Consider the following 25,004-nt stretch of genomic DNA (forward strand, 5'->3'; position numbering starts at 1 on the left):
GTGTGTGCCCAGAGAGGCCGCAGAGTAGCAGTCAGAGCCGGTGGGCCGCCCCTGCCGGTGTGGCACCCCTGGTGTCCAGGAGCAGCTGGGCCTTCACCGCGAGGCCCTGGAGGTCGTACGTGCGGTGGTGCTGGAGCAGGATCGTCAGGTCGGCGTCGGCCGCGGCCTCGTAGAGGGAGTCCGCGCGCGGGACCGGGCGGTCCAGGACGTTCCAGGACGGGATGTAGGGGTCGTGGTAGCTGACGGCCGCGCCGAGCTGCATCAGGCGGGTCGCGATCTCGTCGGCGGGGGTGCCCTGCTGGTCGGGGAGGTCGGGCTTGTAGGTGACGCCGAGGAGGAGGACGCGGGCGCCGCGGGCCGACTTGCCGTGCTCGTTGAGGAGGGTGGCGGCGCGCTGGACCACGTAGGACGGCATGTGGTGGTTGACCTGGCGGGCCAGTTCGACCAGGCGCAGCGGGCGCGTGGGCAGGTGGGGCGAGGTCAGGTCCTGGGCGAGCGCGTGGCCGCCGACGCCGGGGCCGGGGCGGAAGGCCTGGAAGCCGAAGGGCTTGGTCTCCGCGCAGCGGATGACGTCCCAGAGGTCGACGCCGAGGTCGTGGCAGAGCACCGCCATCTCGTTGACCAGGGCGATGTTGACGTGGCGGTAGTTGGTCTCCAGGAGGTGGACCGTCTCCGCCTCGCGCAGCCCGCGCGCGCGGACCACCTTGTCGGTGAGGCGGCCGTAGAAGGTGGCCGCCGACTCCGTGCAGGCCGGGGTGAGGCCGCCGATGACCCTGGGGGTGGCGGAGTAGGGGTGGGTGCGCAGGCCGGCGTCGATCCGGCCCGGGGCGTGGGCCAGGTGGAAGTCGCGGCCCGCGCGCAGCCCGGAGCCCTCTTCGAGCAGCGGCAGCAGGGCCGTCTCCGTGGTGCCGGGCGGCACCGGCGACTCGACGATCACCGTGGTGTGCGGGCGCAGATGGGCGGCCAGGGTGCGCGTCGCCTCGATCACCGGGGCGAGGGAGGGGCTGCCGTCGGCGCCGGGCGGGGTCGGGGCGCAGATCACCGCGGTGCGGACGCGGGCCAGTTCGGCGGGGTTCGCGGTCGGGCGGAAGCCCGCGGCGAGCATCCGGCGGACGTCGGCGGCGGTCAGGGCCGCGGCGTCGCCGTCGCAGGGGAGCCGGCCGGCGGCCAGGTCCCGGGCGCGGGCGGGGTCGTGGCCGACGGTCGCGATCCTGGCGGCGACGGCGGCCTGGGCGAGCGGCAGGCCGAGGTGGCCGAGGCCGACGACGGCGAGGTCAGCGGGCATGGCGGTGGCCGTCCTTCCCGGGAGGCGGACCGGCGTTAGCCGGAGCGGGACGTGGACGCAAGCCCTGTGGACAGAACGGGCGAGCGCACAGTCAGACTAGGAGTAAATATGACCGATATGCCTCATTGGGCCGCCATGAGTTGGGGCATGTCGCCGTCGCCGCCGAAGGTTGTCCACAGGCGGAGGTCTGCTGGTGGCCGTAATCGGGCAGGAGGGTCAGAATCGGGAACGGGCCGGTATCTCCCGGGACCACCCGGCACCAGCCGGTGAGGCCGGCGGCGACGACAGCGGGAGGCAGCAGTGAAGGCAGCGACACTGGGACCCGAGCAGCGTGCGCAGGCTCTGGCGGCGATGGCCGAGCGGGAGCTGGACATCCTCGTGGTGGGCGCGGGCGTGGTCGGCGCGGGCACCGCGCTGGACGCCGTCACCCGCGGCCTGTCCACCGGGCTCGTCGAGGCCAGGGACTGGGCGTCCGGCACGTCGAGCCGGTCCAGCAAGCTGATCCACGGCGGGCTGAGGTATCTGGAGATGCTGGACTTCGCGCTCGTCCGGGAGGCGCTGAAGGAGCGCGGCCTGCTCCTGGAGCGGCTGGCGCCGCACCTCGTGAAGCCGGTGCCGTTCCTCTATCCGCTCCAGCACAAGGGCTGGGAGCGGCTGTACGCCGGATCGGGCGTCGCCCTGTACGACGCGATGTCCATGGCGCGCGGCCACGGGCGCGGGCTGCCCATGCACCGGCACCTGACCCGCAAGCACGCGCTGCGGGTGGCGCCGGCCCTGAAGAAGGACGCCCTGACCGGCGCGTTGCAGTACTACGACGCGCAGATGGACGACGCCCGCTACGTCGCCACGCTGGTGCGCACCGCCGCCATGTACGGCGCGCAGGTCGCGAACCGGGCCCGCGTCACCGGCTTCCTGCGCGAGGGCGAGCGGGTCGTCGGGGCCCGGGTGCAGGACGTGGAAGGGGGCGGCGAGTACGAGATCCGCGCCCGCCAGGTCGTCAACGCCACGGGCGTGTGGACCGACGACACCCAGGCCCTGGTCGGGGAGCGCGGGCAGTTCCACGTACGGGCGTCGAAGGGCATCCACCTCGTCGTGCCGAAGGACCGGATCAACTCGACGACCGGGCTGATCCTGCGCACCGAGAAGAGCGTGCTCTTCGTGATCCCCTGGGGCCGGCACTGGATCATCGGCACCACCGACACCGACTGGGACCTCGACAAGGCCCACCCGGCGGCGTCCAGCGCCGACATCGACTATCTGCTGGAGCACGTGAACTCGGTGCTGGGCGTGCCGCTCACGCGCGACGACGTGCAGGGCGTGTACGCCGGGCTGCGCCCGCTGCTCGCGGGGGAGTCCGACGCCACCAGCAAGCTGTCCCGCGAGCACACCGTGGCACACCCCGTGCCCGGGCTCGTCGTCGTCGCGGGCGGCAAGTACACGACGTACCGGGTGATGGCCAAGGACGCGGTCGACGAGGCGGTGCACGCGCTGGACCAGCGGGTCGCCGAGTGCGTCACCGAGGACGTCCCGCTGATCGGGGCCGAGGGCTACCGGGCGCTGTGGAACGCGCGGGCGAGGATCGCCGCCCGGACCGGGCTGCACGTGGTGCGCGTCGAGCACCTGCTCAACCGGTACGGGGCGCTCGCCGAGGAAGTGCTCGACCTGATCGCGCAGGACCCCGGGCTCGCCGCGCCGCTGGGCGGGGCCGACGACTACCTGCGCGCCGAGGTCGTCTACGCCGCCTCGCACGAGGGCGCCCGGCACCTCGACGACGTGCTGACCCGGCGGACCCGGATCTCCATCGAGACCTTCGACCGGGGGACCCGCTCCGCGCGGGAGGCCGCCGAGCTGATGGCACCGGTGCTCGGCTGGGACAAGGACCAGGTGGAGCGGGAGGTCGAGCACTACGAGAAGCGGGTGCAGGCCGAGCGCGAGTCGCAGTTGCAGCCCGACGACCTCACCGCCGACGCGGCGCGGCTGGGCGCGCCGGACATCGTGCCGCTGTCGTAGCCGTCGCCACCGGCCGCGCCCGGTGCGGGGTGCGGCCGTAACGGCCCTGGGGGGATGCGGTGTTGACCACCCCCGGGCCTTGCCCTGGCCGACATGCGAGGGAAGAGTGGCCTGAACCGGGGCGACGAACTGCGGTGGGCTGGCCGGATACCGGCACAGAAGGGGCGTGGCCACGGGTATGGCCGGGAGTGTCCGGAGTGCGCGTGTGACGGTCCGTCCGGTCCTGCCGCCGTGCGGGCGGGACGGTTTTGAGCAGGTGGTGCGAGGGGTGACCCTGGGCGTCAAGTGGTCCTGGTGTGAGGGACAATGAAGGTTCTGTCAGGGCGGGTTGCAGAGGGGACGCATGTCGGACGCGGAGCGGGCGGGCGAGGCCCGCCAGGACAAGAGCACTCGTCAGGACTCTTCCGTGTCGGACGGGGTCGGGACCGGTGCCGAGTCCTCAGCGGGCGCCGAGGCCGAGGGTGCGTCGCGGGGCGCGGAGGGCCGACTGCTCGCCGGACGCTACCGTCTGGGCGCGGTGCTCGGCCGCGGCGGCATGGGCACGGTGTGGCGCGCCAAGGACGAGACGCTGGGGCGCACGGTCGCGGTCAAGGAACTGCGCTTCCCGTCGAGCATCGACGACGAGGAGAAGCGCCGCCTCGTCACGCGCACGCTGCGTGAGGCGAAGGCGATCGCCCGCATCCGCAACAACGGCGCGGTGACGGTCTTCGACGTCGTCGACGAGGACGACCGGCCCTGGATCGTGATGGAGCTGGTCGAGGGCAAGTCCCTCGCGGAGGCCGTGCGCGAGGACGGTCTCCTGGAGCCGAAGCGGGCGGCCGAGGTCGGCCTCGCCATCCTCGACGTACTGCGCTCCGCCCACCGCGAGGGCATCCTGCACCGCGACGTGAAGCCGTCGAACGTGCTGATCGCCGAGGACGGCCGGGTCGTGCTCACCGACTTCGGCATCGCGCAGGTCGAGGGCGACCCGTCGATCACGTCCACCGGGATGCTCGTCGGCGCTCCCTCGTACATTTCTCCGGAGCGCGCCCGCGGCCACAAGCCGGGGCCCGCCGCCGACCTGTGGTCCCTCGGCGGTCTGCTCTACGCCTGCGTCGAGGGCGTGCCCCCGTACGACAAGGGGTCGGCGATCGCGACGCTGACCGCCGTGATGACCGAGCCGGTCGACCCGCCGGCCAACGCGGGACCGCTGGCGCCGGTGATCTACGGACTGCTCGCCAAGGACCCCGCGCAGCGGCTCGACGACGCGGGCGCCCGGGCGCTGCTCAACGACGTCATCCACGCGCCGGAGCCGAAGGCCGCGCCCGCGCCGGAGCCGGTCGAGGCGACCAAGGTCGTGCCGCTGCCGCCGCTGCCCGACGAGGACAAGAAGCGCCCGGGGAAGGCGGGTTCGGCCGCCGCCGGCGTCGCCGCCAAGGGCGAGGAGGCCGCCGAGCGGCTGCGCGGCGCGCTGAGCTCGGTGCGCAGGGCCGCCGCCACGGCCGTCGCGGAGCGTTCCGCGGGATCGTCCCCGGCCGCCCCCGCGAGGAAGGCCGCGATCACGGACGTCGTGCCGCGCCGCACCCTGGTGATCGCCGCGGTCGTCGCCGCGCTCGTCGTGGTCGGCACCGTGCTCGCCTTCGCGCTGGGCGGGGGCGACGACGGGAGCGGCAAGGCCGGCGGTGACAAGACCTCGCCCTCCGCCGGGGCCACCGCGGGCGACGACGCCAAGGGCGGTAAGGACGACAAGGGCGACAAGGACGACAAGAGCGGCAAGGGCGACGACAAGGACGGCAAGGGCGCGGGCGGCGACCCGAGTTCGTCCGCGTCGCAGAGCGCGGACGACTCGTCCTCGCCCGGCGAGGGCTCCTCGTCCGGCAAGGGCTCCGGGTCGGCCGCCGAGGCCACGTACAAGCACAGCCAGGGCTTCAAAATAGGTCTGCCCAAGGGCTGGAAGTACGTCTCCACCAGCGCGGCCGGTGCCCGCTTCACCGGCCCCCAGGGCCAGAAGCTGCTGGTCGGCTGGACCACCACGCCGAAGTCCGACCCGGTCGCGGACTGGCAGAACCAGGAGCGGTACATGCGCCGCTCGGCCTACCACCGCATACGCATAGCCGCGGTGGACTACCGGGGCTGGAACACGGCCGACTGGGAGTTCACCTACACCGACGGGGGCACCAAGTACCGATCCGTGGACCGCGGATTCGTGGTGAACGGCTCGCTGGGGTACGGGCTGATGTACACCGCGAAGGGCGACGACTGGGGCAGTGCGCTGCGCAAGTCCACCTGGAAGACCTTTACACAGACGTTCACACCCAAGTCGTGATCTTCACGCAAGTCCTGAACACTCTCCCTCGACGCCGTTCGGCACGTATCGTGAGTGCTTGCGAACCGTACGCAGCCGTATGCGGGCGCATCAGTACGGGTAACGGGTCGCAAAGCGAACGGATTTGACCGGCGGGCGGAGCGGGAGGCGTCGTGGACGAGTACGCGGGACGGGTGCTCGCCGACCGGTACCGCCTGCCGCTGCCGGTCGCCGACGACTACGACGCCTATGACACGACGCGGTCGTGGGCGGCCCGCGCCTTCGACACCTACAGCGGGCAGGAAGTCCTCGTCCGGCAGGTGCCGTTGCCCGAGGTCGTCGAGGCCGAGGTGCTCGACGCGGACGGGCTGCCGGAGGGGTTCAGGCCCGGCGCTCCGCCGGTCCGCTCCTCCACGGAGCCGTCCGTCTCCCGCGCCATGGAGGCCGCGCAGGCCGCCGCGCAGATACCCGACCACCCCCGGCTCGACCAGGTCTTCGACGTGTTCGCCGAGGGCGGGTCGCTGTGGGTCGTGAGCGAGGTGGTGGCGGCCCGGCCGCTCGCCGCGCTGCTCGCCCAGGGGCCGCTGAGCCCCTACCGCGCCGCCGAGATCGCCGCCGACGTCCTGACCGCCTTACGGGCGCTGCACGCGCACGGCTGGGTGCACCGGAACATCACGGCGCGGACCGTGCTCGTCTGCGACGACGGCCGGGTGGTGCTCACCGGGCTCGCGGCCGGCGCCGCCGAGGAGGCCCTGTGCGGGTACGACCCGCGCCCCGCCCCGGAGCCCGAGGCGGACCCCGAGCCCGCACCCGCGCCGACGCCCGAGCGTCCCGCGCTCTCCAAGCCGCCCGCGCCCGCACCCGCGCCCGCCATCGAGGCCGGCGACTTCCGGGCCGCCCGCGCCGGGGCGATCGCCGCGTACCGGGCGGGCGCCCGGGCCGCCGCGGGGCAGATCACCGGCCAGCCCGCAGGACAGCCCGCGGCACAGCCCCCCGGACAGTCCGCGGGGCAGCTCGACGACCCCTACGGCGTACGGGACTCCTGGCACGGCGCCACCCGGCGGCCCGCGGCCGGGCCCGCCTCGCCAGAGCCCGCCCCGGCCGTCCGGCCCACCCGGTGGAACGAGCTGATACCCGGCGCCGAGACCGCCGCCGAAGCGGAGACCCCGGAGCCGGCCCCGCCCGCGGGGGCCGCGGCCAGGGGGCCCGCGCTCACCACCCTGGACGCCGAGCGCGCCCGGCAGGTCCGGATGACCGTCGTCGGGCCCGTCACCGAGCGCTGGTCGCCCGAGCAGGCCTATCCGGTGCAGGAGAGCTGGCAGCTCGCCGCGCCCGTCGGGCCCGCCACCGATCTGTGGGCCCTCGGCGCGCTGCTCTTCCGCGCCGTGCAGGGGCACGCCCCCTACCCGGAGGAGTCCACGCCCGAGCTGGTGCAGATGGTGTGCGCCGAGCCGCCCGCGTTCGCCGAGGAGTGCGGGCCGCTGCGGCCCGTCGTGGAGTCGCTGCTGCGCCAGGACCCCACCGAGCGGCTGGACTTCGAGGAGCTGCAGGGCTGGCTGCGGTCGCTGGTGCGCTCCGCGCCCGAGCCGGACGCCGGGACGCACGTCGTGCCCGCGCCCGCCTACGACGCGACCCGGCTGCCGATCAAGCGCCGCAGGGGCGAGCTGGTGCGCAGGCGCCGTGCGGGCCGGGGAGCGGGCCGGCACAAGCGCGGCCGCGACGAGCGGATGCCGCACCCCGTCGAGTCGGCCGAGCCGCGCCGTCCGGCCAAGGCGCCGAAAGCACCCAAGGCGCCCAAGGCGCCGAGGCCGCCCCGGATGCCCGAGCCGCCCCGCGCCGTTCGGGAGACCGCGCCCCGGCAGCCCCGGCAGCCCAGGTCGCTCGGGAAGCTGCTGGTCACCCTCGTCCTGGTCGGGCTCGTCGGCGCGGTGGCGTACGCCATGGTCTTCATGCCGAAGTCCGGGACCGGCGGCGACGGCGGCACACGGGAGAACGCCAACTCGGTGGGCGGCGCGCCCCGGCAGTCGGAGAAGAGCCAGGAGCCGTCGACGCCCGCCCCCGCGAAGTCGCCCAAGGGACACAGCAGTTCCAAGCCGTCCTCCACTCAGCCGCAGTCCGACGTCGCCGCCGGGTTCACCCTGCGCAAGGACCCCGAGGGCTTCGAGGTCGCCGTCGCCAAGGGCTGGCAGCGGGAGGGGAAGAACGGGCGGGGACAGGTCGTGTACGCGCAGGGCGACTTCGAGCTGCTGGTCGTCCCCGGCCGCGACTCCACGGCCACGTACGGCAAGGACCCGATGAAGTACCAGCGGGAGGACGAGCGCGAGCTCCAGCCGTTCCGCGACTCGACCTGGGCCACGTCCAGCGGGATGAAGACCATCGACGTGGGCGGCCGGACGATGGCCGAGGGCCAGTTCACCTGGCAGGGCGGCGACGGCCGGCAGGTGTTCGTGCGCAATCTCGCCATGGTCGTCGGCGGCAGGTACCACGTGGTGCAGGTGCGCGGTCCCGAGGCGGAGCGCGACGAGGTGTCGCGCCTGTTCGACCAGGCGTCCTCCACCTACCAGTACGGGGGTTGAGCACCTCCGCGGCACCCCCCGCGGGAACCTCCGGGCGACGGGAAGGTGAACGCGACGCGCGTCACAGTGCTGTTTCATGAGGCCCCGCCTGTTCCTTGAGTGGCGCCCGCTCCCTAGGGTGGGCTCTGTCAAGACCTTTGCGGGGGAACGTGAATCAGATGCAGGGCCACCTCCTCGCGGGCCGTTACCGGCTCGGAGAATCCATAGGCCGCGGCGGCATGGGCCGCGTCTGGCGGGCGCACGACGAGGTCCTCCACCGCTCGGTCGCCGTGAAGGAACTGACGGCCGCTCAGTGGGTGTCCGAGGCCGACCGTGCCCCGCTCCTCGCCCGTACGCAGACCGAGGCGCGGGCCGCCGCCCGCATCAACCACCCGGCGGTCGTGACCGTCCACGACGTCCTTGAGCACGACGACCGGCCGTGGATCGTCATGGAACTGGTCGAGGGCCCCTCGCTCGCCGACGCCGTCAAGGAGCACGGCCGGATCGTCCCGGCCGAGGCGGCCAGGATCGGCCTGTGGACGCTGCGGGCGCTGCGGGCCGCCCACCGGGCCGGGGTGCTGCACCGCGATGTGAAGCCCGGCAATGTGCTGCTCGCGCGCGACGGCAGCGTCAAGCTCACCGACTTCGGCATCGCGCAGGTCGAGGGCGACTCGACCATCACCCGCACCGGCGAGATCGTCGGCTCCGTGGACTATCTGGCGCCGGAGCGGGTCAGCGGCTCTGAGCCCGGCCCCGCCTCCGACCTGTGGGCGCTGGGCGCCACCCTGTACACGGCCGTGGAGGGCCGCTCCCCGTTCCGCCGCACCTCGCCGATCAGCACCATGCAGGCCGTGGTCGAGGACGAGCCCGAGATCCCCGAGCACGCGGGGGAGCTGGGACCGGTCATCGCGGCGCTGCTGCGCAAGGAGCCCGCGGCGCGGCCCGGCTCCGACGAGGCCGAGGTGATGCTCGCCGAGGTCGCCGAGGGGCGCCGGGCGGGCGGGGCGCAGGCGTACGTACCGACGCAGGTGCACCCGTCGTCGTCGCCGACCGCGGCGACGCACGCGCCGGTCCCGCGGACTCCCGCACCGCAGCCGGTCCAGCACACCACCACGACGACCGCCACGGGCGCCCGGCAGCGGCGCTGGCCCGTGTGGGTCGCGGGCGTGGTCGCGGCGCTGCTCGTCGGGGGCGGCGGCGCGTTCGGCGCGCTCTCCTACCTGGACCACCGCGACTCCGGCTCGTCGTCGCGGCAGGACGCGGGCGGCGACGGAGGCACCGGCGGCACCGCGCCGCAGAGCCCGACGCCCTCGGGATCGGGATCGGCGTCGGCGTCGCCGGGACCCGGCACCGGCGGCATCCCGGCGGACTGGGAGCCGGTGGACGACCCCGCCGGGTTCAGCCTGATGGTGCCGCCCGGCTGGCACCGCCTGGACTCCAGCACCGAGACCCAGATCGACTACGGGCCGGGCGACGGTCAGCGTTTCGTCCGCATCGGCATCGACGAGTCCTCCGACTGGCCCGACTCCTACCAGCACCAGCTGGACCTGGAGAAGACCCTGGAGAAGTCGCTCCCCGACTACCAGCGGGTGTCGTTGCAGGCCAACACGTTCCGGGACCAGAAGGGCTCCCTGTGGGACTTCACCTGGACCGGCGGCTCCAAGGACTCGGCGCCCGGACCGCGCCGCGCCATCGAGGAGACGTACGTGGCGCACGACGGCACCGAGTACGCCCTCTACCTCTCCGCCCCCGCGGGCCAGTGGCCCAGCGCCCGAGCGCAGTTCGAGAACATCCGCAAGGGATGGCGGCCCGCCGGTTAGGAGTGCCGCCGCCCTGACCGGAACGCCGCCCTCAATACGGACACCCGTGCGGCATGATGGGGCGTATGGGGACCGAGGGGGACAACGTCCGTGTGATCGGCGGGCGTTACCGGTTTGAGGCCAGGATCGGACGCGGTGGCATGGGCGTCGTCTGGCGGGCGACCGACACGTTGCTCGGGCGGCAGGTCGCGGTCAAGGAACTCGGTCTCGACGAGACCCTGTCGGAGGACGACGCCCGCCAGCAGCGGGAGCGGATGCTGCGCGAGGCGCGGGCCGTCGCCCAGTTGCAGCACCCGAACATCATCGTGGTCCACGACGTCGTCCTGCACGACGAACACCCGTACATCGTGATGGAGTTGGTGAGCGGCGGCTCGCTCGCCGACCGGATCGCCCGGCAGGGCCCGGTGGACGCCGTCGAGGCCGCCCGGATCGGGCTCGCGCTGCTCGGCGCGCTGCGGGTCGCGCACGCCGCCGGGGTGCTGCACCGCGACCTCAAGCCGGCGAACGTGCTGCTGGAGGCGGCCACCGGCCGCGTCGTGCTCACCGACTTCGGGATCGCGCAGGTCGAGGGGGCCTCCACGCTCACCGAGACCGGCGGCTTCGTCGGCTCGCCCGAGTACACCGCGCCCGAGCGGATGGCGGGGGAGCGGGCCGGGGCGGGCGCCGACCTGTGGTCGCTCGGCGTGCTGCTCATCGCCGCGCTGACCGGCGAATCACCGTTCCGCCGCGACTCGCTGGGCGGCATCCTGCACGCGGTCGTGTACGAGGACATCAGCCCGCCCGCCGCCGCCGAGCCGCTGCTCCCGGTGATCCAGGGCCTGCTCCAGCGCGAACCGGCCCGGCGCCTGGGCCTCGACGAGGCCGAGCGGTTGCTGCGCGCCTACCTCGCCACCGGAGCGACTCCGCAGCCCGCCCTCCCCTACGGGACGGACCCCGCCCGCGCCATCTACACGCCGACCCGGCGCGACGGACCCCGGACGGCCGCCCGGCGCGGGCCCTCGACCCGGGTGCTGCTGGTGGCGGCGGCGCTCGTCGCGGCCGTCGCGGGGGCCGCGATCGCGGTCGCCGTGCTCCGGTCCCAGCAGGGCACCGGCGACAACGCGCCACCGAGCAACACGAGTTCGGCGCCCGGGCGGCCGTCCGCGTCGCTCTCGCCCACCCCCACGCCGACGCCGACCGTCACCGTCACCCGCCGCGAGACCCGCACCGAGACACCGAGCGCCTCCGCCCCCGCCGGGTACCGCATCGCCGACGACCCCGGGGGCTTCCGGCTCGCCGTGCCGAAGGGCTTCGCGCGGGAGGTCGACGGCCCGCGGACCTTCTACATGTCGCCCGGCAGGACCTTCCGCATCGGCATCAAGGTGGCGGACACCGGCAGCGGCGGACCGGGCGCGACGCAGCGGCGGTCGGCCGCCGACGGGCCGAGGAACAACCCCGGTTACCGGGCCGGGAAGGTCACCGACACCACTCACGACGGGCACGCGGCCGCCCTGTGGGAGTTCACCTGGGACGGATTCAGCGCGGCCGAGGGCGCCCGGCACACCGTCGACCTGTGCTGGGAGCAGGGCGGCCGGATGTACGACGTGTGGGTGTCGGCGCCGGTGGGTGAGGCCGGCACGGGACGGGCCCACTTCGACGCCGCGGTCGACACGTTCGTACCGTCCGCAGGGGATTGACCCGTGCGTGCGCATCAGCGCGGTCACAACTCCGTGACCCCGGTGGATCCGGGGGCGCCCGCACTGTAGGGATAGGGCCATGAGTGACAACGGGGGAGCACCCTACGGGCCGGGGAGCGCGGACGAGCCCACCAGTTTCGGGCTGCAGCCACCGCGGCCCCAGCCGTCGTACGTCCCGCACCCCGACAACCCCTACGCGCAGCCCGCTCCCGCCCCGGCCGCGCAGCCGACCCAGGTGGCGCCCCCGCGGCAGCCGGACCCGGGCGCGGGCCGGGTCGTCGCCGGGCGCTACCGCCTGCTGAGCAAGCTGGGCAACGGCGGCATGGGCACGGTGTGGCGGGCCAAGGACGAGACGGTGGACCGGGAGGTCGCCGTCAAGGAGCCCCGGCTGCCCGACCAGTTGCCCGAGCGCGAGCGGTCCAAGGCCTTCGAGCGGATGCGCCGCGAGGCGCGCGCCGCGGCCCGGCTCGACCACCCGGCCGTGGTGAACGTCCACGACGTGGCCGTCGAGGACGGACAGCCCTGGATCGTCATGGAGTTCGTGCAGGGCCGCTCGCTCGGCGAGGCGCTCCAGGAGGGCACGCTCGGGGTGCGCGAGGCCGCCCGGGTCGGCCTGGAGGTGCTCGGCGCCCTGGAGGCCGCCCACGCCGCCGGGATCCTGCACCGTGACGTCAAGCCGGACAACGTCATGCTGGGCCGTCACGACCGGGTGGTCCTCACCGACTTCGGCATCGCCCACATCGAGGGCGAGACGAACCTGACCGACACCGGCGGCTTCGTCGGCTCGCCCGAGTTCATCGCGCCCGAGCGGGTGCTCGGCCAGCGGCCCGGCCCCGCCTCCGACCTGTGGTCGCTGGGCGTCGTGCTGTACGCGGCCACCGAGGGCGTCTCGCCGTTCCGCCGCAGCAACACCCCGGCCACCCTCCAGTCGGTGCTGAACGCGACGCCGGCCGCGCCCGCCTCCGCGCGGGGCCCGCTCGCCGACGCCATCAACGGCCTGCTCCAGAAGGACCCGGCCCACCGGCCGAACGCGGCACAGGTGCGGGCGCTGCTGGAGCGCGCCGCCGAGCCGCCGGTCCAGCCCCCCACGCAGGTCGTGCGGATCGGTTCCGCGCAGGGCGGCATCCGCCTCGGCCGCAAGGCGCTGACCGGGATCGCGGCGGGCGTCGTCGTTCTGGCGGCCGTGGCGTACCTGGTGCTCGCCCGGCCGTTCGCGGGGCCGCTGCCGGACGGCTGGGAGAAGCACCGTGTCCCCGAGCTGAAGGCGACGGTCGCCGCGCCCGCCGGGTACACGGAGTCGAAGCCCGGCGCGGACGCGCCCAAGGGCGCGCACTGGGTGCAGTACACCGACGCGAGCGGCGCGGTGTGGGTCAGCCTCTCGGTGCGCCGCAAGGCGGAGGACTCCCTGAACGAGATCGCCAAGGACGGCGCCGCCCAGGCCTACGCCGACAACAAGGACTTCGAGTCGAGCGGCGACTCGAACATCGGCATGGCCTCCGAACCGGCGCCCAAGGGCGACCCGAAGCCGACCACGTACAAGGGCGACGACGAGGCGGGCGCGAACACCATCGCCTACCAGACCTCCGAGACCAGCGGCTCCCTCAAGCGCGAGGTCCGGATCCTCTACGTGAAGGCCAAGGGCGACATGTACGAGCTGATGATCGGCTACCCGCGCGAGGGCGACTTCGCCGACCGCGGCCGCGAGGTGGCCGACGCCGCCGTCGCCAACCTGGAGATCGAGAACTCCTGACGTGAATCAGTACGGGGGACAGGAGGAGGGCCGTCTCGTCGGCGGCCGCTACCGGCTCGCCGAGCGCATCGGCTCCGGAGGCATGGGCACCGTGTGGCGCGCGGTCGACGAACTCGTCGGCCGCGACGTCGCCGTGAAACAGCCGCGGCTGCCCGGCGACCCGCAGGGCGAGGCCCAGCAGCGCGCCTGTGCCCGGCTCCAGCGCGAGGCGCGGGCCGCGGCGGGCGTCGACCATCCGTCGGCGGTCACCGTGCACGACGTCGTCGTCGAGGACCGGCTGCCGTGGATCGTCATGGAGCTGGTGCGCGGCGAGTCGCTGGCCGAGCTGCTGGCCCGGGGCCCGCTCGACCCGCCCGAGGCGGCCAGGATCGGCCTCGCGGTGCTGGGGGCGCTGCGCGCCGCGCACGCCAAGGGCATCGTGCACCGCGATGTGAAACCGGCGAACGTGCTGCTCGGCCCGCACGGCCGCGTCGTCCTCACCGACTTCGGCATCGCCCACATCCAGGGCGAGGAGTCGCTGACGGTCAGCGGCGAGTTCGTCGGCTCGCTGGAGTCCATCGCCCCGGAGCGCATGTCGGGCGACGGCGCGGGCCCGGCGAGCGACCTGTGGTCGCTGGGGGTGCTGCTGTACGCGGCCGTGGAGGGCTGGTCCCCGTTCCGCCGGACGACGCTGGAGTCGACGCTCGCCGCGATCCTCTCCTTCGACCCGCCCGCGCCCGAACGGGCCGGTGCGCTCGGCCCGTTGACCGCCCGCCTGCTCGCCAAGGACCCGGCGCTGCGCCCGGACGCGGCCGAGGTGGCGGAGGAGCTGACGGCGGCCCTCGTCCCGGCCGCGTCGCCACCGCCCCGGCCGGCCGCCCCCGTGCGCGGGGAACCGCCCCGGCTCGCGCCCGAGGAGACCCGGGAGACACCGCCCGCCAGGTCCCGCCGGACACCGGCCCTGCTGGCGGCCGCGCTGGCCGGGGCGCTGCTGGTCGGCGGCGGGGTGTGGCTCGGGACCTCGCTCGGCGCGGGCTCCGACGGCAGCGGCAGCGCGTACAGCGAGGGGTCGGCGGCACCGCCCGACAAGCCGTCCGGCGGCAGGACCGGTGGGGCCGGCAAGACCGGTAAGGCATCGGCGTCCCCGTCGGCGAGCGCCGAGAAGGGCTGGACCGTGCGCGAGGAGCCCGGACTCCACGCGCTGATCCCCGTACCGGACAAGCTCACCGACGTCTACCACGACCCCTCCGACGACGGAGTCCAGTACACCGACCCCAAGAGCGACGTGACGCTGAGCCTGAAGCGCTGGACCTCCGGCACCTCCACGGCGTTCGCCTGGGCGAGCGGCATCGGCGACACCTACGCGGCGGGCGGCGCCACCGACATCCGCAGGACGGTCACCAGGACCACCTTCCACGGCATGGACGCCGCCGCGCTCGACATCACGTTCCGGAACGCCAACGACGACGCCGTCATGCGGGAGCGGCGCCTCTACGTCGTCGGCGACCGGGGCCGCTTCGACCTCGGGGTGAGCATGCCGAAGGACGGCGGGGACGCCGAGCGGCAGGGCACCGACGTCTACACGAAGGCAGCCGCGGGGCTCCAGCTGGAAAAGAGTTGAGAGGCGACCACCGGCACCGGCAAAGGCCCTGATCAGCAGCTTTGCTGCCAGTGATCGCTGGCGCGGTGTGTAGGCGCGGTGAAGGGCGATTACCGACGGGTACCCAAAGTGTGCGCCGAGGCTTACGCTCCCCTTCATGACGGAGTCGCAGGCCACCCCAGAGCAGACCGAGACGACCGAGACGACTCGGCCGACCGGGACGAACCCGATCGCCGCCGCACCCGAGGGCGCGCGCACGGTCACCGACGTGGTCACCCCCGAGCTGATCGCCCAGCTCACCCGTGACGTGGCCGGCTCGGGCCGCACGGCGAACCACACGCCGTTCACCGGGGAGAAGCTCGCCGACCTGCCCGAGTCGACGCCCGAGGACGTGGCGGCCGCCTTCGAGCGGGCCCGCGCCGCACAGGCCGTCTGGGCGAAGACCCCGGTGCGCCGCCGCGCCGCCGTCCTGCTGCGTTTCCACGACCTGGTCCTCGCCCGCCAGGCCGAGGTGCTCGACCTGATCCAGCTGGAGACCGGCAAGGCCCGGCTGCACGCGCACGAAGAGGTGCAGGCCGTCGCGGTGGCCGCCCGGCACTACGGCCGCAAGGCCCCGGCGTACCTGCGGCCGAAGCGGCACACCGGCGCCGTCCCGACGCTCACCAAGGTGACCGAGCTGCGCCAGCCGCGCGGCGTCGTCGGCCAGATCGCCCCCTGGAACTACCCGCTGGAGCTGTCGGTGGGCGACGCGCTCCCCGCCTTCGTCGCGGGCAACGCGGTCGTGATGAAGCCCGACACGGAGACCTGCCTGACCGCGCTGTGGGCCCGCGACCTGCTCATCGAGGCCGGGCTGCCCGCCGAGGTCTTCCAGGTCGTCCTCGGCGAGGGCCCGGTCGTCGGCCCCGAGCTGGTCCGGCACGCCGACTACGTCTCGTTCACCGGCTCCACCCGCACCGGCCGCGAGGTCGCGCAGGGCGCCGCCGCCCGCCTGGTCGGCGTCTCCCTCGAACTCGGCGGCAAGAACGCCATGCTGGTGCTCGCCGACGCCGACGTGGAGAAGGCGGCGGCCGGCGCGGTGCGCGCCTGCTTCAGCTCCGCGGGCCAGCTCTGCATCTCCATCGAGCGGCTCTACGTCCACGAGTCGGTCGCCGACGCGTTCCTGTCCCGCTTCGCCGCCCGCACCAAGGCGATGCGGCTCGGCAAGTCCCTCGCGTACGGCGCCGACATGGGCTCGCTGGTCGGCGAGCGCCAGCTGGAGACCGTGACCCGGCACGTCGAGGAGGCCGTCGCCAAGGGCGCCACCGTCCTCGCGGGCGGTGTCGCGCGCCCGGACATCGGCCCGTACTTCTTCGAGCCGACCATCCTCGACGGCGTCGAGGCGCCGATGGCGGTCTGCGGCGAGGAGACGTTCGGCCCGGTCGTCTCCGTCTACCGGTTCACCGACGAGGACGAGGTCGTCGCGCAGGCCAACTCCACCGCGTACGGCCTGAACTCCTCGGTGTGGACGAAGGACGCCAAGCGCGGCCACGAGGTCGCCGCCCGGCTGCGCACCGGCACGGTCAACATCAACGAGGGCTACGCGCCCGCCTACGGCTCGGTCCAGTCGCCCATGGGCGGCATGAAGGACTCCGGGCTCGGCCGCCGCCACGGCTCCGAGGGCATCCTCAAGTACACCGAGGCGCAGACCGTCGCCCACCAGCGCGTGATGCCGATGGCGCCGTCGTTCGGGATGAGCGACGAGAAGTACGCGGACTTCATGACGCGCAGCCTCGGCCTGATGAAGAAGTTCCGCCTCAAGTAAGACCCCAGCCAGCAGCCACAGCGGTCGTTCGAAGGAGAACGTGTACGTGACTGAGGACGCCTACGACTACGACGTGGTGGTCATCGGCTCCGGTTTCGGTGGCTCGGTGTCGGCCCTGCGGCTGACCGAGAAGGGCTACCGCGTCGGGGTGCTCGAAGCGGGGCGCCGGTTCACTCCCGGCACCCTGCCGAAGAACTCCTGGGACATCAAGAACTATCTCTGGGCGCCCAGGCTCGGCATGTACGGCATCCAGCGCATCCATCTGCTCGGCAACGTGATGGTGCTGGCGGGCGCGGGTGTCGGCGGCGGCTCCCTGAACTACGCCAACACCCTCTACGTGCCCCCGAAGCCGTTCTTCGAGGACCCGCAGTGGAAGGACATCACCGACTGGGAGGAGGAGCTGAAGCCGTACTACGAGCAGGCGCAGCGCATGCTCGGCGTCCGGCTCAACCCGACGATGACCCCGGCCGACGTGCACCTGAAGGCGGCGGCCCAGTCGATGGGCATCGGCGACACCTTCCACATGGCGCCGGTCGGCGTGTTCTTCGGCGACGGTGACGACGCCGACGGGAGCGCGCGGGCCGAGCCCGGCCGGCAGGTCGCGGACCCGTACTTCGGCGGCGCGGGCCCGGCCCGCAAGGCCTGCACCGAGTGCGGCGAGTGCATGACGGGCTGCCGCCACGGCGCGAAGAACACCCTGAACGAGAACTACCTGTACCTCGCCGAGAAGGCGGGCGCCGAGGTCCACCCGATGACCACGGTCGTCTCGGTGACGGACGACTCGCAGGGCGGCTACGCCGTCGCGACCCTCCCCACCGACGACAGGAAGAAGGCGCGGGGCCGGGTCTTCAGGGCCCGCAGGGTCGTCGTCGCGGCCGGCACGTACGGCACGCAGACCCTGCTGCACCGGATGAAGGCCAGTGGCCATCTCCCCCACCTGTCCGAGCGGTTGGGCGAGCTGACCCGCACCAACTCGGAGGCGCTGGTCGGCGCGCAGACCACCGACCGCCGCTACCGCAGGAAGCACGGCGGGGCCCGGGCCGACTTCACCCGCGGTGTCGCCATCACGTCCTCGATCCACCCGGACGCGGACACGCACATCGAGCCGGTCCGCTACGGCAAGGGCTCGAACGCGATGGGCGGCATGTCGATCCTCCAGGTCCCGTACGCGGAGGGCTCGTCGAGGGTCGCGGGCTGGCTGGCGAACGTGGTCAAGCACCCGACCCAGATGGCCCGCTCGCTCTCCAACCGCCGCTGGTCGGAGAAGACCATCATCGGTCTCGTCATGCAGTCGCTGGACAACTCGCTGACGACGTACCTGAAGCCGGACGGCGTCGGCAAGGGCCTGCTCACCGCGCGGCAGGGCCACGGCGCCCCCAACCCCGCCCAGATCAGGGCGGCCTCGGAGGGCGCGGCCGCGATCGCCGCGGAGATCAACGGCTTCGCCGGGTCGAACGTCGGCGAGCTGATGGGCACCCCGCTCACCGCCCACTTCCTCGGCGGCTGCCCCATCGGCGACAGCGCCGGGACCGGCGTGATCGACCCGTACCACCGGGTCTACGGCCACCCGGGCATCTCGGTGGTGGACGGCGCCGCGGTCTCCGCCAACCTGGGCGTGAACCCGTCGCTGACGATCACGGCGCAGGCCGAGCGCGCGATGTCGTACTGGCCCAACAAGGGCGAGGAGGACCAGCGCCCGGAGTCCGGCGCGGCGTATGTCCGGCTGGCCCCGGTCGAGCCGAAGAGCCCGGCGGTCCCGGCGGACGCGTTCGGCGCGCTGAAGCTGCCGTTCCTGGGGATCCCGGCGGTACCGCCCAAGCAGTCCTGACGGCAGGGGCACCGACACGGGAAGGACCCGCACCGGGAAAGCGTGCGGGTCCTTCCCGTGTGGTGCGGCGCGTGCGGGACGCCTACGCCTCGTCGCTCACCTTGCGGCGGCGCACGGAGTAGACGACACCGGCGCCGGCCAGGACGGCGACGCCGCCGACGATGCCCACGGTCGGCAGCACGGAGCTGGAGCCGGTCGAGGCGAGCGAGCCGGCCAGCGGGGTGCTGCTGGACTGCGGGGCCGGTGTGTTGCTCGGCTTCGCCGAGGGCTTCGGCGCGGCCGTGGCCGGCGGGACCTTGCCCGGCTTGGTGGCCGCGGGCAGGATCTCGAAGTTGTACTCCTGGTCCTCGGGCACGCTGTACCCGCAGACGCCGTCGGCGTCGACGCTGGTGGCGAAGGCGAACGAGGCGCCGAGTCCGGCCGGTGCCGCGGCGTCGACCGCGATGCGCAGCTTGATGTCGGCGTGCGCGCCCGGGGCGAGCGGACCGCCGTGGCCGAAGGACTCGTGCGTGTCCTCAAGACCGCTGTCGACACCGTGCCAGGCGCTGCCGTCGAACCACTGGACGTGCAGGAACCGGGTCGTCTCGGTGGCGTCGTCGCCGTTGTACGCGTACGAGAAGGCGATCAGGTCGGCGGACCACGACTCGAAGGCCTTGCCGGTGTAGTTCGAGATGCGGTACGTGAAGCCGTGCCAGCCGGAGCCCGCCACGATCTCGGAGGGCAGGCCGCGCAGGTCGGCGAGGGTGCCGGGGCTGTCCTCGTGGTCGGTGCACTCGTCGGCGGGGTCGGTCGGCGTCTCCGTGTCCTCGCCGGGCGTCTTCTCGGGGTCCTCGGTGGGCGCGATGCCGGCCGGGGTGACCTTGGTCGCGGGGGTCGAGTCCTCGGCGGCCGGGGTGGTCCCGGCGTCCGACGGGGTCGTCTCCGCCGCGGGCGGCGTCGACTCCGGGGTCTCCGGCGACGGCGTCGTGGTGGTCTCGCTGACGGTGGCCGGTGTCTCGTCCGCGAAGGCGCCCGGGGCGGAAAGGAGTGCGATCGGCGCTATGGCGGCCGTCGCGGCCGCCGTCACCAGTGCGCGGCGTAGCTTCATGAGGACCTCGATGGGTATGGCCGTTGTTTCGGCATGTGTGACCGGCCATCCCTGTGAATGGTTGTCCTGAATCTCACAGAATCTTTATGGCGGCCGCCTCGCGCGGGCCGTGCGCACGCAGAAGTGCGGGGCCCGCGGAAAGCGTCCGCGGGCCCCGCACTGTCGGCTCCGACGTCAGGGCAGCGCCGGTGCCGAGGGAGCGGCGCCGGGGGGGGTGCGCCGCAGGTCTCAGGAGGTTCGGTCGGTGGTGCGGGCCGGGCAGGGGACGTGGCGCGCGGGCGTGGGGAGGTCCTGCGCGTCGTGCTCGGGCTGAAGTCCGTAGGGGAGGAGTGGGAGGGAGAGGGAGGCCGACCGGCCCCGGGCGTCCCCGGGGCCGGCCGTTCTCTTGGGTGACCGGGCTGCTGTCCCCTGCCGTCCGGTCACTTCACTGAAGCGAGGTCCCACGACGTACGGCGTGGCCGTGACGTCTCATCGCTCCAGCGGAGCCACGCGTGGTTCGATCGGCCCGCCCCTGGCTGGCACGGACATCGGGACCAACGAAGCCCGCGGCCCCGGGGTCACGCGCCGTACGGGTGAGTGCGGAACCGAACTGGGATACGGACGTCAGACCTTGCCGCGACTCAGCTCCAGCAGGGTCATGGCGAGCGCGGTGCCGGGCCTGCCCAGCGCCTCCCGGTAGCGCCCGAGGATCTCCATCTCGCGGGAGAGGTTGACCCGCCGCCCGCCGGAGGTGATCCGGGCCTCCTGGACGACGGCGGACACGGCCATCCGTTCCTGGACGAGCCCGATGATCCGGTCGTCCAGGGCGTCGATGCGCTCGCGGGCGCCGGAGATCAGGTCGGCGGTGGTGTCGTGGGTGGCGGTCATGGGCGGGGCTCCAGTCTCTGTACGGGTCTGCGATGTCCCCGGACCGACAGTCCCCGTAAACGCCAGGCGCCCCGGGCCTTGTCGGCCCGGGGCGCCTGGGAAGTGGCTTGTCAGTGGCTCAAGCAGCACGACCATGGCATCCGGCGGGCCGGCTGCCATAGGTAAAGACGAAGGTCGTCGTGAGCTTGGACATGGCGACGACTATAGCCCCTCCGGCGGGTGAGGAGCGGGGTCCGGGGCGGAGCCCCGTGGCCTGAGGGACAGCTGACCCGAACCGGTAGAATCGCGAGTACCGACCCCCCGTAAAGCCGCCGGAAGGCAACCCGTGTCATCAGCGACTAACGCTGCCGCCGCCCCCGACACCGTCCTGGTCGTCGACTTCGGCGCGCAGTACGCCCAGCTCATCGCCCGCCGCGTCCGTGAGGCCCGGGTCTACAGCGAGATCGTTCCCTCGACCATGCCGGTCGCGGAGATGCTCGCCAAGAACCCGGCGGCGATCATCCTCTCCGGCGGCCCCTCGTCGGTCTACGCGGAGGGCGCCCCGAGCCTGGACCGCGCGCTCTTCGACGCGGGCGTCCCCGTCTTCGGCATGTGCTACGGCTTCCAGCTGATGGCGACGGCCCTCGGCGGCACCGTCGACGACAACGGCGCCCGTGAGTACGGCCGCACCCCGCTCACCGTCTCCAAGGCCGACTCGACGCTCTTCGAGGGCACCCCGGCCGAGCAGCCCGTGTGGATGTCGCACGGCGACGCCTGCTCCGCCGCCCCCGAGGGCTTCACCGTGACCGCGTCCACCGACGTCGTCCCGGTCGCCGCCTTCGAGAACGACGAGAAGAAGCTGTACGGGGTCCAGTACCACCCCGAGGTCATGCACTCCACGCACGGCCAGCAGGTCCTGGAGCACTTCCTCTACCGCGGCGCGGGCCTCAAGCCCGACTGGACGACCGGCAACGTGATCGAGGAGCAGGTCGCCGCGATCCGCGCCCAGGTCGGCGACAAGCGCGCCATCTGCGGCCTGTCCGGCGGCGTCGACTCCGCGGTCGCCGCGGCCCTGGTCCAGAAGGCCATCGGCTCCCAGCTGACCTGCGTGTACGTCGACCACGGCCTGATGCGCAAGGGCGAGACCGAGCAGGTCGAGAAGGACTTCGTCGCCGCGACCGGCGCGAACCTCAAGGTCGTCGACGCCAGCGAGCGCTTCCTGAAGGCCCTCGCCGGGGTCTCCGACCCGGAGACCAAGCGCAAGATCATCGGCCGCGAGTTCATCCGCGTCTTCGAGCAGGCCCAGCTGGAGATCCTCCAGGAGGACGGCCCCGAGGTCGCCTTCCTCGTGCAGGGCACGCTCTACCCGGACGTCGTCGAGTCCGGCGGCGGCACCGGCACGGCGAACATCAAGTCGCACCACAACGTCGGCGGTCTGCCCGACGACATCGAGTTCGAGCTCGTCGAGCCGCTGCGCCAGCTGTTCAAGGACGAGGTCCGCGCGGTCGGCGCCGAGCTGGGCCTGCCGGACGAGATCGTCCAGCGCCAGCCGTTCCCCGGCCCGGGGCTCGGCATCCGGATCGTCGGCGAGGTCACCAAGGACCGCCTCGACCTGCTGCGCGAGGCCGACGCCATCGCCCGCGAGGAGCTGACCGCGGCCGGCCTGGACCGCGACATCTGGCAGTGCCCGGTCGTGCTGCTCGCGGGCGTCCGCTCGGTCGGCGTCCAGGGCGACGGCCGCACCTACGGCCACCCGATCGTGCTGCGCCCGGTCTCGTCCGAGGACGCCATGACGGCGGACTGGACGCGGATGCCGTACGAGACGCTGGCGAAGATCTCGACCCGCATCACGAACGAGGTGGCGGACGTCAACCGCGTCGTGCTCGACGTGACGTCGAAGCCGCCGGGCACCATCGAGTGGGAGTAGTCCCCACGGTCGTGTGAGCGTGCCGTCCACCTCTCGGTGGGCGGCATTTCTCATGTCCGCTTCATGGTCCGCAGGCCGCCGCCCGGCGTCCACACCTCCACCACCAGATACGTGTCGTCCTGCACGTACGTCCTGGTCACCTCGGTCACCTCGACCCGGAACAGGTGGAACGACGACGGGTCGGGGACCGCCACCTGTCCGGTGTACCGGGAGACCGTCGGCTCGTCCTCCACGAGCAGCGCGCGCCCCGAGACCCGTACGTCGCCGCCGCCCATGGCCGTGCCCTCGCCCGGGTTGGCCTGGAGCGCGCACCGCGGGTCGCGCAGCAGGTCCAGCGCCTTCAGCGACCCCGGCATCATGCCGAGCCACAACTCGCCGTCCAGGAAACGGACCTCGAGCCCGGACGTGCGCGGGGAGCCGTCCTTGCGGAGGGTCGCGAGGGTGTGGTGCGTGTAGGCACCGAAGCGGTCCTCGACCGTCTTGGCGAGGTCCGGTTCGGCGGTCGAGAAAGCTGCCCAGTTCGACGTCATGCGCCGAGTCTGCCGCGCATACCCGACATCTCCTGTCGGATATCGCGGGCGACCCGCCGCATTCTCTTCACAGCCCGGCCCTGTCGCCTTCGAGGTCACGGAGGTACCTTCCGCTGCATGTCGACGCAGAACTCCGGACCCGTGCCCGCCCCCGCCCCGATACCGACGGACCAGTTGCACTTCGCCATGCCGCCGGTGCACACGAGCGCCGCCGACGAGCGGCGGCACCGCAAGGAGCGGCTCGCGGGCGCGCTGCGGATCTTCGGGCGGTTCGGCTACGAGGACGGGGTGTCGGGCCACATCACCGCCCGCGACCCGGAGTACGACGACTGCTACTGGGTCAATCCGTTCGGGGTGCCGCTGCGCCACGTCACCGTCGGCGACCTCGTCCTGGCCAACGGCGAGGGGCAGGTCGTGGAGGGCCGCCACCACGTCAACCAGGCGGCCTTCACCGTGCACGCCGAGGTGCACCGGGCCCGGCCGGAGCTGGTCGCCGTCGCGCACTGCCACTCCACGTACGGCAAGGCGCTGTCCGCGCTCGGCGAGCTGATCGAGCCGATCACCCAGGAGGCGTGCGCCTTCTACGAGGATCACGTGCTGCTCGACGAGTACACGGGGGTCTCCGTGGACGCGGGGGAGGGCAAGCGGATCGCTGTCGCGCTCGGCGCCTACAAGGCGCTGGTGCTGCGCAATCACGGGCTGCTGACCGTCGGGGACTCCGTGGACGCGGCCGCCTGGTGGTTCATCGCGCTGGAGCGGTGCTGCGAGGTGCAGCTCGCTGCGCGGGCCGCCGGGAGGCCTGTGCTCATCGATCGCCGCCAGGCCGTGGAGACCCGGGACCGGACGGGCGGTGACCTTGTGGCGTGGATCAATTACCAGAGCCTGTGGCAGGACATCACAAGAAGCGAGCCGGAGTTTTTGGCGTAGTCGGCCGAGTGCGGCTGAGTGGGGGCTGGTCGCGCAGTTCCCCGCGCCCCTGAAAGGCCTGCGGCCTTCAGGGGAGGCTGCGCGCAGCGCATGCCTCAGGGGCGCGGGGAACTGCGCGACCAGCCACGACGGTGGCGCGCGTGGGGGGTCAGCGGAAGTCCCGGAGTACGACCTGTTTGGTCAGGGCGAACTCGTCGTCGGTGAGGACCCCCTGGCGATACAGGTCCCCCAACTCCCGTAACCGCCGCAGCAGCACGTCATGATCGGCCCGCACCGGACCGCCCGCCACCCCCGGCAGGGCCTCGCGGGGCGTCGAAGGGTGCGGGAGGCGGGCGGTGACGGCCGCCGCGACGAGGGCCGTCAGCAGGTCCTTGCGGGCGTTGCCCCACAGGTCCAGGGCGTACGGGTCCTTCTCCGGCGGGAGCTTGACGTGCGGGGCGCTGTCCGTGGCGCTCTTGGTGACGAAGCGCAGGAACCCGTCCTCGTAACCGGAGTTGGGCAGCCAGTCCACCCCGTCGAGATCGCCGAGGGCGATGATCCGCGGGCCCGTCGCCCGCTTCACCCGGTCCGAGGTGTCGCTCCAGTCGATGCGGACCCGGCTGCCGTCGAAGGAGACCATGCCGTCGCTGGAGCGGACCGAGACCGGGACGGCGGGACCCGGCACGAGGTACGACTGGGCGGGCCCGTCCGGGAGTTGTTCGAGCAGCAGCGCCTGCCGGATCTCCTCGGCGAGATACTCGGCGACGCCGGACCGGTCCGTGTCGACCGCGAGCCGGTAGGGGTCCGCGGCCTCCGGGAGACGGCCGCCGGTGGCCTGGAGGAGCGGATCGGCGGCCTCGCGCAGGGTGAGGCGGAGCCGGCCGCGGCGCCGCTCCGGCTCGTAGGCGACCCCCGTGACGGCGGTCAGCGGCACGTCGATCTCGCCGTACGTCTGCCGCAGCAGCGCCACACTGCGGTGCAGACCTGGGGTGATGCGGACCGTGGTTCCGTCGAAGGCCCAGGTCCCGTCACGCTGGATGATCTCGGCCATACGGAAATTCTCGCAGTGTCGTCAACACTTCGGTCAATGCGGGCGAAAGCCGTTCAGTCTCCAGGGGTG

At 73.2% G+C, this 25,004-nt stretch carries 16 protein-coding genes; 11 read left to right on the plus strand and 5 right to left on the minus strand.

Annotation, left to right across the window (positions count from 1 at the left end):
- Positions 1–31 precede the first annotated feature (31 nt).
- Complete coding sequence (locus ABII15_RS23275) at positions 32–1,285, minus strand: nucleotide sugar dehydrogenase (protein WP_353944223.1); 1,254 nt, start codon at positions 1,283–1,285, stop codon at positions 32–34.
- A 300-nt stretch (positions 1,286–1,585) separates the two neighbouring features.
- Here ABII15_RS23275 and ABII15_RS23280 point away from each other — a divergent pair, with 300 nt between their 5' ends.
- From ABII15_RS23280 to ABII15_RS23320, 9 genes are all read left to right on the plus strand, one after another.
- Positions 1,586–3,295, plus strand: a complete 1,710-nt coding sequence (locus ABII15_RS23280) for a glycerol-3-phosphate dehydrogenase/oxidase (protein ID WP_353944224.1) — start codon at positions 1,586–1,588, stop codon at positions 3,293–3,295.
- A 343-nt stretch (positions 3,296–3,638) separates the two neighbouring features.
- Positions 3,639–5,600, plus strand: coding sequence for a serine/threonine-protein kinase (locus ABII15_RS23285; RefSeq protein ID WP_353944225.1), 1,962 nt, complete (start codon positions 3,639–3,641; stop codon positions 5,598–5,600).
- Between the two features lie 152 nt (positions 5,601–5,752).
- Complete coding sequence (locus tag ABII15_RS23290) at positions 5,753–8,155, plus strand: protein kinase (protein ID WP_353944226.1); 2,403 nt, start codon at positions 5,753–5,755, stop codon at positions 8,153–8,155.
- Positions 8,156–8,313: 158 nt separating this feature from the next.
- Positions 8,314–9,954: a serine/threonine-protein kinase gene (locus ABII15_RS23295; protein WP_353944227.1), complete on the plus strand. Its 1,641-nt coding sequence runs from the start codon at positions 8,314–8,316 to the stop codon at positions 9,952–9,954.
- Between the two features lie 65 nt (positions 9,955–10,019).
- Positions 10,020–11,630, plus strand: a complete 1,611-nt coding sequence (locus ABII15_RS23300) for a serine/threonine-protein kinase (RefSeq protein ID WP_353944228.1) — start codon at positions 10,020–10,022, stop codon at positions 11,628–11,630.
- A 79-nt stretch (positions 11,631–11,709) separates the two neighbouring features.
- Entirely contained in the window at positions 11,710–13,380 is a 1,671-nt protein-coding gene (locus ABII15_RS23305; RefSeq protein WP_353944229.1) for a serine/threonine-protein kinase, read from the plus strand.
- A gap of 1 nt (position 13,381) precedes the next feature.
- Positions 13,382–14,980: a serine/threonine-protein kinase gene (locus ABII15_RS23310; RefSeq protein WP_353944230.1), complete on the plus strand. Its 1,599-nt coding sequence runs from the start codon at positions 13,382–13,384 to the stop codon at positions 14,978–14,980.
- Positions 14,981–15,116: 136 nt separating this feature from the next.
- Positions 15,117–16,760 carry a succinic semialdehyde dehydrogenase gene (locus tag ABII15_RS23315; RefSeq protein WP_353944231.1) on the plus strand — a complete coding sequence of 548 codons (1,644 nt, stop codon included), beginning with the start codon at positions 15,117–15,119 and terminating at the stop codon, positions 16,758–16,760.
- Between the two features lie 46 nt (positions 16,761–16,806).
- Entirely contained in the window at positions 16,807–18,588 is a 1,782-nt protein-coding gene (locus tag ABII15_RS23320) for a GMC family oxidoreductase (RefSeq protein ID WP_353944232.1), read from the plus strand.
- A gap of 82 nt (positions 18,589–18,670) precedes the next feature.
- On the opposite strand, the gene ABII15_RS23325 is transcribed toward ABII15_RS23320, so the two are convergent.
- Together ABII15_RS23325 and ABII15_RS23330 are read right to left on the minus strand one after the other, a co-directional pair.
- On the minus strand, positions 18,671–19,675 hold the full coding sequence (locus ABII15_RS23325; protein WP_353944233.1) for an LPXTG cell wall anchor domain-containing protein: 1,005 nt from the start codon (positions 19,673–19,675) through the stop codon (positions 18,671–18,673).
- A gap of 603 nt (positions 19,676–20,278) precedes the next feature.
- A complete protein-coding gene (locus ABII15_RS23330) occupies positions 20,279–20,542 on the minus strand; it encodes a chorismate mutase (protein WP_353944234.1) in 264 nt (87 codons plus the stop codon).
- Between the two features lie 325 nt (positions 20,543–20,867).
- Here ABII15_RS23330 and guaA point away from each other — a divergent pair, with 325 nt between their 5' ends.
- Positions 20,868–22,448 carry a glutamine-hydrolyzing GMP synthase gene (gene guaA / locus ABII15_RS23335; RefSeq protein ID WP_353944235.1) on the plus strand — a complete coding sequence of 527 codons (1,581 nt, stop codon included), beginning with the start codon at positions 20,868–20,870 and terminating at the stop codon, positions 22,446–22,448.
- A 50-nt stretch (positions 22,449–22,498) separates the two neighbouring features.
- On the opposite strand, the gene ABII15_RS23340 is transcribed toward guaA, so the two are convergent.
- On the minus strand, positions 22,499–22,978 hold the full coding sequence (locus tag ABII15_RS23340; RefSeq protein WP_353944236.1) for a pyridoxamine 5'-phosphate oxidase family protein: 480 nt from the start codon (positions 22,976–22,978) through the stop codon (positions 22,499–22,501).
- Positions 22,979–23,095: 117 nt separating this feature from the next.
- Here ABII15_RS23340 and ABII15_RS23345 point away from each other — a divergent pair, with 117 nt between their 5' ends.
- Complete coding sequence (locus ABII15_RS23345; RefSeq protein WP_353944237.1) at positions 23,096–23,905, plus strand: class II aldolase/adducin family protein; 810 nt, start codon at positions 23,096–23,098, stop codon at positions 23,903–23,905.
- A gap of 148 nt (positions 23,906–24,053) precedes the next feature.
- On the opposite strand, the gene ABII15_RS23350 is transcribed toward ABII15_RS23345, so the two are convergent.
- The gene (locus tag ABII15_RS23350) at positions 24,054–24,935 is read right to left on the minus strand and encodes a DUF4429 domain-containing protein (protein ID WP_353944238.1); all 882 of its coding nucleotides are present in this window, start codon (positions 24,933–24,935) and stop codon (positions 24,054–24,056) included.
- Between the last annotated feature and the right edge of the window lie 69 nt (positions 24,936–25,004).

It is taken from the genome of Streptomyces sp. HUAS MG91 (assembly GCF_040529335.1).
GTDB classification, from domain to species: Bacteria; Actinomycetota; Actinomycetes; order Streptomycetales; family Streptomycetaceae; genus Streptomyces; species Streptomyces tabacisoli.